15 protein-coding genes are annotated in these 14,837 nt (G+C 38.1%); 10 read left to right on the top strand and 5 right to left on the bottom strand.

The window, feature by feature from the left end:
• Positions 1-6: 6 nt before the first annotated feature.
• The 3 genes from KFO40_RS03615 to uxuA all read left to right on the top strand — a co-directional run bounded on the left by KFO40_RS03615 (position 7) and on the right by uxuA (position 3,210).
• Positions 7-1,080 carry a substrate-binding domain-containing protein gene (locus tag KFO40_RS03615; RefSeq protein ID WP_008025616.1) on the top strand — a complete coding sequence of 358 codons (1,074 nt, stop codon included), beginning with the start codon at positions 7-9 and terminating at the stop codon, positions 1,078-1,080.
• A gap of 21 nt (positions 1,081-1,101) precedes the next feature.
• Positions 1,102-1,914 (top strand): SDR family oxidoreductase, encoded by an 813-nt coding sequence (locus KFO40_RS03610; protein ID WP_004304110.1) that lies wholly within the window; start codon positions 1,102-1,104, stop codon positions 1,912-1,914.
• 126 nt (positions 1,915-2,040) lie between these two features.
• Complete coding sequence (gene uxuA / locus KFO40_RS03605; RefSeq protein ID WP_049702477.1) at positions 2,041-3,210, top strand: mannonate dehydratase; 1,170 nt, start codon at positions 2,041-2,043, stop codon at positions 3,208-3,210.
• A 76-nt stretch (positions 3,211-3,286) separates the two neighbouring features.
• On the opposite strand, the gene KFO40_RS03600 is transcribed toward uxuA, so the two are convergent.
• On the bottom strand, positions 3,287-3,883 hold the full coding sequence (locus KFO40_RS03600; protein ID WP_004313349.1) for a 3'-5' exonuclease: 597 nt from the start codon (positions 3,881-3,883) through the stop codon (positions 3,287-3,289).
• Between the two features lie 117 nt (positions 3,884-4,000).
• On the opposite strand from KFO40_RS03600, the gene KFO40_RS03595 reads away from it, so the two are divergent.
• Genes KFO40_RS03595 through KFO40_RS03585 form a run of 3 tightly spaced genes read left to right on the top strand, consistent with a single transcriptional unit; the run spans position 4,001 to position 8,411 of the window.
• Entirely contained in the window at positions 4,001-6,430 is a 2,430-nt protein-coding gene (locus tag KFO40_RS03595) for a sensor histidine kinase (protein ID WP_211146073.1), read from the top strand.
• Positions 6,431-6,469: 39 nt separating this feature from the next.
• Entirely contained in the window at positions 6,470-7,948 is a 1,479-nt protein-coding gene (nrfA, locus tag KFO40_RS03590) for an ammonia-forming cytochrome c nitrite reductase (protein WP_211146072.1), read from the top strand.
• Positions 7,949-7,994: 46 nt separating this feature from the next.
• Positions 7,995-8,411, top strand: a complete 417-nt coding sequence (locus tag KFO40_RS03585) for a pyridoxamine 5'-phosphate oxidase family protein (RefSeq protein WP_211146071.1) — start codon at positions 7,995-7,997, stop codon at positions 8,409-8,411.
• A 134-nt stretch (positions 8,412-8,545) separates the two neighbouring features.
• On the opposite strand, the gene KFO40_RS03580 is transcribed toward KFO40_RS03585, so the two are convergent.
• On the bottom strand, positions 8,546-8,821 hold the full coding sequence (locus KFO40_RS03580; protein WP_004313343.1) for a putative quinol monooxygenase: 276 nt from the start codon (positions 8,819-8,821) through the stop codon (positions 8,546-8,548).
• Positions 8,822-9,152: 331 nt separating this feature from the next.
• On the opposite strand from KFO40_RS03580, the gene KFO40_RS03575 reads away from it, so the two are divergent.
• The 4 genes from KFO40_RS03575 to rsgA all read left to right on the top strand — a co-directional run bounded on the left by KFO40_RS03575 (position 9,153) and on the right by rsgA (position 12,795).
• On the top strand, positions 9,153-9,992 hold the full coding sequence (locus tag KFO40_RS03575) for an RteC domain-containing protein (RefSeq protein ID WP_049702480.1): 840 nt from the start codon (positions 9,153-9,155) through the stop codon (positions 9,990-9,992).
• 108 nt (positions 9,993-10,100) lie between these two features.
• Positions 10,101-10,703, top strand: a complete 603-nt coding sequence (locus KFO40_RS03570; protein WP_120145233.1) for a DUF1062 domain-containing protein — start codon at positions 10,101-10,103, stop codon at positions 10,701-10,703.
• Positions 10,704-10,787: 84 nt separating this feature from the next.
• Positions 10,788-11,489: an SIMPL domain-containing protein gene (locus tag KFO40_RS03565; RefSeq protein ID WP_117684183.1), complete on the top strand. Its 702-nt coding sequence runs from the start codon at positions 10,788-10,790 to the stop codon at positions 11,487-11,489.
• 217 nt (positions 11,490-11,706) lie between these two features.
• The gene (gene rsgA, locus KFO40_RS03560; protein WP_015532927.1) at positions 11,707-12,795 is read left to right on the top strand and encodes a ribosome small subunit-dependent GTPase A; all 1,089 of its coding nucleotides are present in this window, start codon (positions 11,707-11,709) and stop codon (positions 12,793-12,795) included.
• A gap of 101 nt (positions 12,796-12,896) precedes the next feature.
• Here the strand turns inward: rsgA and KFO40_RS03555 are convergent, their stop codons facing one another.
• The 3 genes from KFO40_RS03555 to KFO40_RS03545 form a co-directional block, all read right to left on the bottom strand.
• On the bottom strand, positions 12,897-13,469 hold the full coding sequence (locus KFO40_RS03555; RefSeq protein WP_009039877.1) for a GrpB family protein: 573 nt from the start codon (positions 13,467-13,469) through the stop codon (positions 12,897-12,899).
• Between the two features lie 179 nt (positions 13,470-13,648).
• Positions 13,649-14,116 (bottom strand): macro domain-containing protein, encoded by a 468-nt coding sequence (locus tag KFO40_RS03550; protein WP_008025599.1) that lies wholly within the window; start codon positions 14,114-14,116, stop codon positions 13,649-13,651.
• Positions 14,117-14,222: 106 nt separating this feature from the next.
• Entirely contained in the window at positions 14,223-14,813 is a 591-nt protein-coding gene (locus tag KFO40_RS03545; RefSeq protein WP_008025597.1) for a hypothetical protein, read from the bottom strand.
• Between the last annotated feature and the right edge of the window lie 24 nt (positions 14,814-14,837).

Below are 14,837 nucleotides of genomic sequence, written 5' to 3'. Positions count from 1 at the left end.
CAATATATGGATAAAGAGTTTTCAAATATTCGGATTGTAGACATTGCCAAGATGGCAGGTGTCTCTGTTGGCACGGTAGACCGTGTAATCCATAATCGTGGAAGAGTATCTGAAGAAAACAGGAAAAAAGTACAGGCTATCCTGGAAATGGTACATTACCAACCAAATCTGATGGCACGTTCATTAGCAGCCTCCAAAAAACAATATCATATCCTTGCAATAACTCCTTCTTTTGTGCAGGGGGAGTATTGGGAAGCTATTTCGGAAGGGATAGATAAAGCTGCGGCGGAAATGGAATCATATAATATCACCATTACCAAACTCTTTTTCGATCAATATAATAACAAGACTTTTGATGATATTATCCGAAATCTGCTGAATGAGAAAGTGGATGGGGTATTGATTGCGACTTTGTTTACAGATTCTGTTATCCGGCTTTCGCAGGAGCTTGACAGGAATGAAATACCATACGTGTATGTTGACTCCAACATTGGAGGGCAGCATCAACTGGCTTATTTTGGAACGGAATCTTATGATGCCGGAGTGATTGCTGCCAGATTATTGATGGACAGGCTTCCTTCTTCTTCCGATATATTAATGGCACGGATTATTCATAGTGGGAAGAATGATTCTAACCAGGGAAAGAACAGGCGCGAAGGTTTCTGTCATTATCTCACTGAAACAGCGTTTAATGGAAATCTGCATGAAGTAGAACTGAAAATAAATGATTCAGTGTATAACTTCATGAAACTGGATGAAATCTTTGAAGCTAATCCGAATATTAAAGGCGCTATTATCTTTAATTCAACTTGCTATATTTTAGGAAATTACCTGAAAGCAAGAGGAATGCAGGCTGTCAAACTGGTTGGTTATGACCTTATCGGCAGAAATACGCAATTACTTTCCGAAGGTGTGATAACCGCATTGATTGCGCAGCGCCCCGAGCGTCAGGGGTACGATGGCGTTAAATCATTGTGTAATCATTTGCTGTTCAAGCAGAATAGTGAGAAAGTGAATTTGATGCCTATCGATATTCTCCTTAAAGAGAATCTGAAATATTATCTGAACAATAAATTATAAACATATAAATTTATAAGAACCATGAATGAATTATTTAACGTAAAAGGCAAAGTAGTTGTTATCACCGGCGGAGCTGGTATTTTAGGTAAAGGTATTGCTGCGTATCTCGCAAAGGAAGGCGCAAAAGTGGTTGTGCTCGACAGAAGTGAAGAAGCTGGAAAAGCATTGGTAGACAGTATCAAAGCAGAAGGAAATGAAGCAATGTTCCTTTACACTGATGTGATGGATAAGGAAGTGCTGGAAGGCAACAAAGTGGAAATTATGAAGGCTTATGGCCGTATTGATGTTTTGTTGAACGCTGCTGGAGGTAACATGGCAGGTGCAACTATCGCTCCGGACAAAACGTTCTTCGATTTACAGATTGACGCATTTAAGAAAGTGGTGGATTTGAACCTTTTCGGTACCGTATTGCCTACAATGGTATTTGCTGAAATTATGGTAGAACAGAAGAAAGGTTCTATTGTAAACTTCTGCTCTGAATCAGCTCTTCGTCCATTGACTCGTGTCGTTGGTTATGGTGCAGCTAAAGCAGCTATTGCTAACTTTACTAAATACATGGCTGGCGAACTGGCATTGAAATTCGGTAACGGTCTGCGTGTAAATGCGATTGCTCCGGGATTCTTCCTGACCGATCAGAACCGTGCGTTATTGACTAATCCGGATGGCTCTCTGACTGATCGTTCAAAAACAATTCTCGCTCATACTCCATTCAACCGTTTCGGTGAACCGGAAGATCTTTATGGAACCATCCATTATTTGATTAGCGATGCTTCTAACTTCGTAACAGGTACAGTAGCTGTAATCGATGGTGGATTTGATGCATTCTCAATTTAATAAATGGAGAATTGAGAATTAAAAATTGAGAATTGGCTGCGTAGCATCCGTATGCCGACTCTCAACTTTTAATTTTCAACTTTGATTTCTTAATTCTCAATTTTCAATTCTTAATTTAATAACAATATGTATTTATGTGAACAAACTTGGCGCTGGTATGGTCCTAACGACCCCGTTAGCTTGTGGGATATTAAGCAGGCAGGCGCTACCGGTATAGTAAATGCTCTTCATCACATTCCGAATGGTGAAGTGTGGACAGTAGAAGAGATCATGAAACGTAAACAAATGATTGAAGAAGTAGGTCTGACATGGTCTGTGGTAGAAAGTGTACCTGTACACGAACATATCAAGACACAGACTGGTGACTTCATGAAATACATTGAAAACTATAAGGAAAGTATCCGTAATCTGGCGAAGTGTGGCGTAATGGTAGTTACTTATAACTTTATGCCCGTACTGGACTGGACACGTACTGACCTTGCCTATACAATGCCTGATGGCTCTAAAGCTCTTCGTTTCGAAAAGGCGGCTTTTGTAGCCTTTGACCTTTTCATCCTGAAACGTCCGAACGCAGAAAAAGATTACACTCCTGAAGAAATAGCTAAAGCAAAAGCTCGTTTCGAACAAATGAGTGAAGATGATAAGAAACTGTTGGTTCGCAATATGATTGCCGGACTTCCAGGTTCGGAAGAAAGTTTCACAGTAGAGCAATTCCAGCAGGCATTAGACCGTTATAACGATATTGACGCTGAAAAGCTCCGTTCCAACTTGATTTTCTTCTTGAAAGAAATTGCGCCTGTTGCCGATGAAGTAGGCGTGAAGCTGGTGATTCACCCGGATGATCCTCCTTACACTATTTTAGGTTTGCCACGTATTTTGAGTACGGAAGAAGATTTCAAAAAACTGATTGAAGCCGTGCCTAACGAATCCAATGGCCTTTGCTTGTGTACAGGTTCTTTCGGAGTACGTGCCGACAATGACCTTGCAGGCATGATGGAACGTTTCGGTGATCGTGTAAACTTTGTTCACTTGCGCAGCACACAACGTGACGAAGAAGGAAACTTCTATGAAGCGAATCATCTGGAAGGGAATGTAGACATGTACAATGTGATGAAGAGCCTGATTCTTCTGCAACAACGTCGTAAATGCTCTATCGCTATGCGTCCCGACCATGGTCATCAGATGATTGATGATTTGAAGAAAAAGACAAATCCGGGATATTCTTGTCTGGGACGTCTTCGCGGATTGGCAGAACTTCGTGGCTTGGAAATGGGTATCGCTAAATCTATTCTTTAGTTGAAGTTTTAATTAGCACTTTATTATAAAAACACTATGACTATTATTGAACGTGATAATAGTTGTGGTGTTTTTTTTATTTATTCTTTTTCACTTGTTGAGGGATAAGTGAGGCGAATAAGTCTCCAACATGCGTATCTTTATCGGCTTTTTTTGCTTTCTTCGGTTTGGGAGGATCGGGGATAATAAGCAAAGCTATTTGTGCACAAGCTTCTGCGTCAGCAAGTGCGTGGTGGTGATTCTCTAAATTATATCCGCACCGTTCTGCTACCGTATGCAATTGATGATTGGGCAGATCTTTTCCGAAAACTTTTCTGGAAGTACGGCAGGTACAATAAAATTTGTAATTAGGATAAGTCATGTCATACAATTCGTGAACTGCCCGAAGACAACCTTCATCAAAAGGACTATTGTGTGCAACAAGTGGCAATCCATCTATCAATGGTTTGATTTCAGCCCATACATCGGGAAAATCTTCGGCTTCCATCGTATCGTCGTAAGTTAATCCGTGGATAGCCGTTGTCCATTGCGTATAATAATTAGGAGCAGGACGAATGAGGCGATAGATTTTGTTCACGATCTTACCGTCTTTTACAATGACAACACCTACACTACAAACACTTGTACGTTTACCATTGGCCGTTTCAAAGTCGATGGCTGCAAAGTTCCTCATTTATTTCCTTGTTTTAGAGAAACAAAGATAATACAAAAAAGGGTCATGCAAAATATAGAAATAGGATTGATAACCAGGAAATTTATTGATTTTAATAAAAATGAATGTTTTTAATGGATGTTTTCAGTGAAATACCTTTCTTGTTGTGAAAATTATGCTATTTTTGCCAAACATAAACAAAAAAGCATGAACAAAACCTACTTCAAATATAAATACGTTTTAATATTCATTCTTTCATTGCTTGTTTTTATAGGTGGACTAAATTACAAACACTGGTATGTTACTGACAATTTGATAGTAAAGCATATTTCTCTGATTTATTCCATATTTAAAGATGACATTGGCAACAGAAATATAGAAAAGTTGTTGTATCAGGAGTTTCAGAAACAAGGGATAGAGGTAACGTTTGATAAGTTTTATCTTGATTGTAGCAAATTTGATGAAAAAGAGGAGAAAGAACATGTAAGGGAATATCTTGAACTTCTTGAAAGTAAATCGACAGACCTTATTCTGACCGTTGGTGACCAGGCAACTAATTCTTTATTATCTACCCGTCACCGGTTATTATCTTCTATTCCCGTGGTAGCTTGTAATGTGCATTTTCCTAATGAAGAACTGATAGAAGAATACGATTCGCAGAAAGTTTATGTATTGCGTGATAGTCCCGATCTGAAACGTAATATAGACTTTATAAAAACATTGTATCCCCAGAATGATATGGAGATTATTTATAATATAGATCTGACCTTTCTTGGACATAAATCTTTCGATAGCCTTTCCCGAGTGGTTGACAGGAAGAATGTGAGAGTTCTGGGCTATCAAAAAGCATTTGTGCAAGAGTGTGATTATAAGCATTTGACGGAGATGATTGAATATTTTAATCTGACCCCCGGCTTGATAAATGATAGTGCTAAAAGAAATGGTCTGACAATAAGTCTCTGCCCCTTTCGTTATATAAAAGGATCTTCTTTGCTGGTAATGTTGAAACAATCAAAGAGAAGACAACAAAATCAAGCGTTCTTACTGGATAAATTAGATATGCTGGCAATCCCGATAGTAACAGCTTTAAATATTCCTTCTTTTAGTTGTATTCGTGAAGGTTTCGGTGAAAATGCTAAGATTGTCGGTGGTTATATGGCTACAGAGGGTATTACGGCGAAGGCTGCCGCTAGTCTTGCTACACGCTTGTTAAAGAAAGAAAAAACAGGAATGCCTAAAATAAGAGATTTGGAAAAAGAGTATGTACTGGACTGGACATATTTTTCTGAATATGCGGGTGATATTAGTAATGTTCCGCAAAATGTTCGTATGATTAACTATCCCTTTTACGATCGTTATCGAAAAGAACTTTATTTGTTGGGTGGGTTGTTTGTTTTCTCTTTTATTTTGGTAACCATTAGTCTGTTACGTACACATCGCCGTTCGTTGATGGAGCGTAAGAATCTTCAAATGCTGGAAGAAGCGCACAAACGATTGACTCTTTCTATGAATGGCGGGAAAATTTCACTTTGGAATATTCAGGAAGGTGTTCTTGAATTTGATGATAATTATGTACGATTGGTTGGCATGGAACAACGGAGATTTACAAAAGAGGATATTATGAGATATACCCATCCTGATGATGTACAATTGCTTAGCTCATTCTACGAAACATTATATCAGTCTCCCAGTATGCAAATACAACGAATACGTTTTTGCTTTGGAGGGAAAGAGGCAGATTATCAATGGTATGAACTTCGATGCAGTACTTTGAAAGATGCCCAGGGGGAGATTATGTTGGCAGGCATTATGCAGAATATTCAAAACTTGGTAGAGCATGAACAACAGTTGATTCTAGCGAAACAGATAGCAGAAAAAGCAGAGCTGAAACAGTCGTTTCTAAATAATATGAGTCATGAAATCCGTACACCGCTCAATGCTATTGTAGGTTTCACAAATTTATTAATAGGTGAGGGGGCTGATGAAATAGAACCGGAAGAGAAAGCTGCTATGATTGAAATAGTCAATAATAATAATGAGTTGCTTTTGAAACTGGTGAATGACGTATTAGAAATATCTCGTTTAGATTCAGGCAACTTATCCTTTGATATAAAGGAACATAACATTACGAAAATAATAAAGGAGATTTATGTCACTTACCAAACATTGATTCAGCCTTCATTATGCTTTATCCTTGAACTTGATGAAACAGTTTCCTTACCCGTTAACATCGATTGCTTCCGTTTTACTCAAGTCATCTCTAATTTTCTGAATAATGCAAATAAATTTACCAAAGACGGAACTATTACTTTGGGGTGCAAAATATATAAAGAGCATCAGGAAGTTTGCGTTTACGTTAAAGATACTGGCAAAGGGATTGATGATAAAGAACTAATGATGATTTTTGATCGCTTTTACAAGACTGATGAATTTGAGCAGGGGAGTGGTTTGGGACTTTCCATTTGTAAAGTGATTATTGAACGACTGGCTGGACGTATAGAAGTGCATTCAGAAGTAGGAAAAGGAAGTTGTTTCTCCGTTATTTTGTCTTTGGCAAATATAATTTAGTACAATAAACAGAAGGTATTTAAAAGAAAAAAGCAAATAATGAAAGATAAGTTCAAACCCTGGCAGAGGTGGGTACTATTCGCTCTTGCAATGGCTGTTATTTTTGCATCGGGAGTAATTATTTCATTCCTGATGGAACACAGCGCAGAGGTTGTAAATGTAGACTATAAGAAAAAGATAAAAATAAACGGAATAGAAGCACGCAGCATTATTTTTGCTGAAAACTATCCACGTGAATATAAGACGTGGGTGGATACGACATCGACCGATTTGCACAGTAGATTAAATGGAAGAACCTCTATCGATGTTTTAGAGCAACGTCCTGAAATGGTCATATTATGGGCTGGATATACTTTTTCTAAGGATTATTCAACACCGCGCGGGCATATGTACGCTTTACAGGATATTGTTCATTCACTTCGTACTGGTGCGCCTATGGGGGTTGCTGACGGTCCTCAATTTGCAAGTTGCTGGGTGTGTAAAAGTTCTGATGTTCCCCGTATGATAGAAGCTATTGGGGTAGATTCCTTTTATAATAATAAGTGGGCTGCATGGGGAGCCGAAATTGTAAACCCTATAGGATGTGCCGATTGTCATGAACCTAAAAATATGGATTTGCATATCAGCCGTCCGTCGCTCACTGAAGCTTTTAGCCGTCAAGGTAGAGATATCACTCATGCTACTCCACAGGAAATGCGTTCATTGGTCTGTGCACAGTGTCATTCGGAGTATTATTTCAAGGGGAATATAAAATATCCTACTTTTCCTTGGGATAAGGGCTTCACTGTTGAAGATTTGGAAAAGTATTATGATGAAATCGGATTTACTGATTATATTCATAAATTGAGCCGTGCCCCTATATTAAAGGCTCAACATCCTGATTATGAAATTTTCAAGATGGGCATACACGCCCAGCGTGGTGTGTCGTGCGCTGACTGTCACATGCCTTACAATGATGAAGGAGGGATAAAATATAGCGATCACCATATTCAGAATCCGTTAGCAGTGACTGAACGCACTTGTCAGACTTGTCATCGTGATAATAAAGAGACGCTCTGTAAAAATGTATACGAACGTCAGCAAAAGGCAAATGAGTTGCGTACACTTTTAGAAAAGGAGTTGGCAAAAGCACATATCGAAGCGAAGTTTACTTGGGATATAGGAGCTACAGAAAATGAAATGCAAGAAGCCTTGCTGTTAATTCGTCAGGCACAGTGGAGATGGGATTTCGGCGTATCTTCTCATGGCGGTTCTTTTCATGCCCCGCAGGAAACCATGCGTATTTTGGGGCATGGCTTAAATAAAGTATTCCAAGCTCGTATGCTTATCAGCAAAGTGCTTGTAGCGCATGGGTATACAGATAATGTACCACTTCCGGATATTACAACGAAAGAAAAAGCACAGCAATATATTGGTTTGGATATGGCTGTTGAAAAGGCGGACAAAGATAAATTTCTCAAAGAAATTGTCCCTGAATGGCTTCAAAAGGCTAAGGCAAACGGGCGTATTGTGAATTAGAATTTATTTTCACTATATTTGCCTACAATATAAATCCAATAAGATTATGTCAACAAAAACAATGAAAGAGAAAGCAACCGAGTTGTTGCAGAGGTGTGAAGTGGTAGTGCTTGCTTCTGTAAATAAAGAGGGATATCCCCGTCTTGTGCCGATGAGTAAGATTGCAACAGACGGAATTTCTACTATTTGGATGTCTACCGGAGCGGACTCATTAAAGACTATTGACTTTCTGGCAAACCCGAAAGCCGGATTATGCTTTCAGGATAAGGGAGACAGCGTAGCCTTAACGGGAACGGTGGAAGTGGTAACCGACGAGAAGATGAAACAAGAACTTTGGCAGGACTGGTTTATCGAACATTTTCCTGGAGGTCCTACCGATCCGGGCTATGTGCTGCTGAAATTTGAATCGAATCACGCAACTTATTGGATTGAAGGGACATTTATTCATAAGAAGCTGGACTAATCACTTCATACAGTTCTATTCCCGTGAGATCTGGAAATAAGAAGAGAGAAACATTCTTTCCTTTCGAAGAAGAATGTCTCTCTCTTTTTTTGATGATAGTTGGATAGATAGTATATCTATTCTTCGTGTTTCATTTAGAATTCGAACTTTTCTAGTTTCATTTCAGCTAATTCCTGAATGATACCTACGTACTTGCTGAAATGAGAAGATTTCTCGTGAGCTGCCAATACTTCAGCATTCTGCCATGTTTCACAAATCATGAAAACGTCGTGACGGGTACTGCTTTCGAAAGTATCATAAGCAATGCATCCTTCTTCCTTCAAAGAACAAGCAGTCAGTTCTTTAGCTGCCTCAATCGCTTTTTCGCGGTTTGTCTCGCTTACGCGGACGAAAACATTTAATCTAATCATAGTCTTTATTATTAAATGATTAAAAATAGCTTTATCACATCTTTGGTAATAAATCGCAGGCAAAGATACTATTTTTGTGCTTTTTCGGATACCTTGTTCTTTAAATTTCACCAAAACGTCATATAATCATAAAAAACGATTATATTTGCCCTTGAAATCAAAAAGTAACTATTTTGGGCGCAACTCTTAAATTTGTTCTGGCTTAATATTAGCCTCACGAACCACAGGCTAATTTCTTTCGTTTGAGTAATTCCACTCGAACCGGTTTTTCATTTTGTTATTTTTATTATTTACTGCATGGTTTCTCGAAACGTATGCGATATGAAAACGAATGGAAAATTTCGTAAGAAATAGTAAGCAGAACATAGAAAAAGAGATTGAAAGAATTGAGCGACAGCCGATTGCCCCACTAGATAAGATTAAGCAGATTATTGATGTCATACAGATGTCTCTTATTCTGTTGAAATCCGCCGTTGCCGAATACCAATTCCCGAATCCGAAAGAAGAAATTCTTTTCTTTAAGACCTGGAAACCACAGATTTCCGGGCTGTTGATGTTTTATGTCCGCTTGTATCAGATTGAAAAGAAGCGTATCGGCGAATCTCCGTCTTCCCAATGCAAATATCTGAAGTCGGAACTGGAGAACTTGAAAAAATACTTCCTGAATAATTCTTTCTATGATTATTACCGTACCGGCAGGACGGAACTCGACGAACAATATTTTGTCAGAAGAAACTATGATATTCTGGCAGACACCCGTTTCGGGTTGCTGGACAGGGATTCTTCTTTCACTACCCTGCATGATTCAAGTGTGGCTGAAATCATAGCCAACAATCGTTTAGCGGAATACCTGTCTGCTCAAATAGAGATATTATCAGAGGAACTTCATTTGAAATTCACTTCAATGGTAGAAAACCGGCTATTGCAGTGGACGGACAGCAAGGTCGCTTTGGTTGAGTTTATCTATGCCCTGTATGCGGGCAAATGCTTCAACAATGGAAATACCAGTTTAAAAGACATAGCCTTCTGCTGCGAGACTCTTTTCAATATTGAGATTGGAGACTTTTATCGCATATTCCTGGAAATCAGAAACCGGAAGAAGAGTCGGACGCAGTTTCTTGATAAGTTGAAAGATAAAATTATAAAGATGATGGATGAGCTGGACAAATAAATTTCATGTCGTCTTGTGACATCTTGTGAATTATACAAATGGCTAATATCCAACTTTGCGGAGAAAAAGATTTGATTCACAAAGAAAGATAATAGCTTTTGTATAATTATGGAAACAACATTTACATGGGAGATAAAGGTGAAGAATACTCCTTTATTGATTAAAAAATGCAGCCACTGTGAGAGTGACCGCTTTTATTGCAGTGATAAGTTCAGAATGAATGCACAGAAAAAGAACATTGATGTCTGGCTGATTTACAGGTGCGTGAAGTGCGATAACACTTGTAATATGACTTTGCTGTCACGTACCAAACCGGACTTGATTAATAAAAAACTGTTTCATAGCTTTTCTATGAATGATAGAGAAGTGGCCTGGCAGTATGCTTTTTCAGCCGGAATGGCAAGTAAGAACAAGCTTCAAATAGACTACGATAGCGTTGAATATGAGGTGATAAGTAATATCTCCTTCGAAGATATTATGAATATGAACAACGCGATAATAAGTATTCGGATCGAATGTGATTTTGAATTGAACCTGAAATTATTATCATTGATAAAAAGGTGTTTTTCTCTTTCCACTACCCGGTTGAAGCATTTGTTTGAAGAAGGAAATATTTCTTTGCTTTCCGGTAAGACGTCTCCAAAGTGTAAGGTAAAGAATGGAGATATAATTTTGATAGATCGAAAAAGCTTGATTGATATTTTGGGATAAGATCGATTTTACAGTTTTTTTTAATAGCTTTGTGATATAATCATTCGGATGCTGTAAATGAGGTTGTATTATAAAATCAAAGATATGAAAAAGGTATTTTTATTAGCTTTTGTTTTGTTTGCATGGAGTATGGTTGTCAATGCTCAAGAAAGTGATGGGAAATATATTGAAGTGACTGGTTCTTCGGAGATTGAAGTCGTTCCGGATGAAATACATTTTCTGATTCAGATTAAGGAGTATTGGCAGGAAGAGTACACAGGTAAATCTAATAAAGAAGAAGATTTTCGGACAAAAGTGCCATTGGCTATGATTGAAAAGGATTTGCGTCGGAGTTTGCGCAAAATCGGAATAGCGGATGATGCTATCCGTACACAGGAAATAGGGGATTATTGGCGCCAGAGAGGAAAGGAATTTCTGATAGGTAAGCAATTGGATATCCGGTTGACCGATTTTGAGCAGATCAATTCCATTATCCGTTCTGTCAACACATGGGGAATTGAGTCCATGCGCATCGGAGAATTGAAGCATAAGGATTTGCCAATGTATCGGAAGCAAGGTAAGATTGAAGCATTGAAAGCTGCCCGTGAAAAAGCATCTTACTTGGTGGAAGCGATGGGGCAGGAATTGGGTGAAGTGATCCGTATTATAGAACCTGTTGATAATAATATAAGCCGTTATCTTCCTTTTCAGGCACAGAGCAATGTCAGCATGGGGACGGCTGCTACCGAACAGTACCGTGTCATCAAGTTGAGATATGAAATGACTGCCCGTTTTGCCATCAAATAAAAAATGCCTATCTTTGTGGCATGACTAAAAATAATAAATCGGATTTGGTTTGATAAACAATCTGTGTTTCTGACACAGGTTGTCCTTTCGTTTGCTCTCGGATGATTCCATTCGAGGGTGTTTTCTATATTTTTATAAATTCAATTTTTAACTTGCGTACAATGGTGTGAAAAGCATTGTTATGCTTTTCAACGTGTGCGCTCTATATATTAAGATCATGAATAACGAAAATCAAACAATTCACAAATCCGACGATAACCTAACTATTTATGGTTGGAATGAGAAACTCAATCAGCTAAAACAAGAATCAATATATAGTACCCTTGCTCATGGGCGTGTCTCTATTGTACATCGTACTTGCTACGAGGTAATTTCCGGAAACGGATTGTTTCAGTGTGAACTCACGGGAAATATGATGTATGGAAAATCGGATGATGAATTACCTTGTACAGGTGATTGGGTCATTTTTCAACCGTTCGATGAACATAAAGGGATTATAGTTGATAGGCTGCCTCGTGAGCGGACATTGTATCGCAAGAAAAGTGGCACGGTTGCTGATAAGCAGGCCATTGCCTCTTATGTCGATAAGGCATTTATTGTGCAGAGCCTTGACGATAATTTCAATGTTCGCAGGGTAGAACGCTTTATGGTTCAGATAATGGAGGAAAATATCAGCTCTGTATTGGTTCTTAATAAAGCCGATTTAGATTTTGACAGACAGAGTGTTGAGGAACAAATAAAACATATCTCCAGTCAGATACCCGTATTTTTCACGAGTATTCATCAGCTCGAAACAATTGTCCGGTTACGGAAGTCCATATCGGAAGGCGAAACGGTTGTGTTTGTCGGTTCTTCGGGTGTCGGGAAAAGCTCTTTGGTGAATGCTCTTTGTGAAAAGCCGGTATTGCTCACATCTGATATAAGCCTGTCCACAGGAAAAGGCCGTCATACTTCGACCCGTCGTGAAATGGTATTGATGGACAGTTCGGGTGTTTTAATCGACACTCCGGGCGTCCGTGAATTTGGCTTGGCCATTGACAATCCCGATTCTCTTGCCGAAGTGTTGGAAATCTCTGACTATGCTGAATTGTGTCGCTTTAAAGATTGCAAACATATCAACGAACCGGGCTGTGCTGTTTTAGAAGCAGTCAACAGTGGTGTATTAGATTATAAAGTTTATGCGAGCTATCTGAAACTTCGCCGGGAAGCGTGGCACTTTTCTGCTTCCGAACATGAGAAACGCAAAAAAGAAAAATCATTTACCAAACTCGTGGAAGAAGTGAAGAACCGCAAGGCAAATCGTTGATCTCTATTGAGACGATGCAGGTATCTCCGGATGCCTGCATCGTGTTATACTAACTTAAGCTTATATCTATTGGGGATTTACATTTATGAAGAGTTTTTTTATTACTTATTGTCGTATCTGCCTGTAAAAAGCAGTTTCCCTTTCTGTGTATATTGTTTTACGAAATCACCTTTGTGGGAAGTGTACATATTTCTGTCATGTTCATATTGTTTCCATAAATCAAGTTTAAGCCGTTCATATTCTTTCGCAATAGCTGTATTTGCTTGAAGATAATCTCTGAAATACAATTCATCATTATCTCCCTCATAACATAAGTGTAGATGAAATACCCGTTCAGCAAATCCTTGTAATGTATAACCTTTATTGAAATCAATGCGACTGTCGTTCTCTGCCATGCAGATATAGCCGCATCTTTCAATTGTACCTTTCAAATTGACGACTTTTTCTTCTCTTGGGATTTCCACAAGTATATCTATGGTAGGCTTTGCCCAAATTTCTTTAATTGCTGTGCTACCTATATGGCTAATACGTTCAATACAGGGAAGTCTCTCTTTCAGCAACTCCGCTTCTTCCTTATACCAATCTGTCCAATAGTCTTGGTGTGCAGTCAGGGTTATGGGGAATAATTGCCAAAGCTCGTCTAATGATAATTCAGTTAATTTCTTTTGTTCCATATCATGTGGCAATTGTTATTAATAATAGGTGACATAGCTATATAGATAAATTACAGCCAAAAATCAATTAATTCTTTTATTTCCTATTTCATTATCAACATTCTTTTTTGTATTAATGTTTTATGCTGATAATGGTTTGCAGCTTGCCGCCGTTAGGCAGGACAGGTGTATGTTGTAAGCTAAATTTCGTATTCAATCTTGTAATCTTCATATACATTGAATACCGTTTCACAATCTGATAAAATACTTTCAAGCAAAGGTTTGACCTCACTATTCCAATCTAACTTACCCAGCCCTGCACCTATTTTCGGTAGCGACACGGTTTTGATACCTCTGCTTTCGCACACTTTTTTCAAGCGTTTCAAACCTTTATTCAGATATGTGAGTTCCGCATGATACATATCGGGTTGTGTAGCGATGTAGATTATACCCGGAGAGAAACCTTTGATTTCTCCTATAAACACATTGCCAGCCTGGAACTTAGTGTTTCGTGTGTACTTCTTAAAGAGTTTTTGGATTTCAGGGAATTGACTTGACAGCTTAAAGGCAAGCCCAGTTCCTAATCCTTCTTGTGAGCCAACAGCTACACCTTGTGCTATGTACTCATCTTTACTCTGTAATATATCTCCCGAAATGTATTTTATCATATTGTTTCCGTTTTTCTATTGCTTATAATGGTTAGAAAGGAGCATCGTCAGATGCTATCTTTCGTTGTTAGCAACCTATTTGAAATAATTAATCAATTTATCGTTATTAGGAATATTCCCAGTATGCCACAAATGGATTTGTGACTTTATTACCTTCAATTTTTCCATAAACATATATACAGCCAGCCATGAAAACAGAAATATCTTTTATGCAAATTTCGTTGATTTGAAAAATGAAGCTATTTCCATCTTTAACCACTTTACCATCATTATCTAATCCCCATTGAATAGGCATTACATTACCCCCAAATTTGATTGCACAATTTTTTTCAGGCATATCTTTTTCTGTACTCATTTCGTATATTGAATAAATTTCATCTATTTCGGGGTGTTTATATCTATCACTTTTGCTTTGACTACTTAATTCATGTTCAACCAACAACAATTTACAATCGGGATATGTGTTATATTCCAATGCAACATCAAATTCCGGAGTGAAAATAGATATTTGCTTGTTGGGATTTAAAGGGTTTTGAAATGTTAGATAAAAATAGAGATTATCTTTGTCCGATAAATACTTATCATCAAAACAAGCTGGAGCATTTCCACCAACCCAACCAAAGCAGTCTTTTTGGTATTCACCAATGCCGTAGTATATTGCATTTTCTCTTGTTTTAAGTATTCTTTCTATATCCATAATAACGATAATGATTTGATTGTT

Origin of the sequence: Bacteroides sp. 1001302B_160321_D4 (genome assembly GCF_015667765.1) — a bacterium.
GTDB lineage: Bacteria > Bacteroidota > Bacteroidia > Bacteroidales > Bacteroidaceae > Bacteroides > Bacteroides xylanisolvens.
The sequence above is the reverse complement of the archived record's forward strand: the minus strand, read 5'-3'. Positions and strand labels throughout refer to the sequence as shown.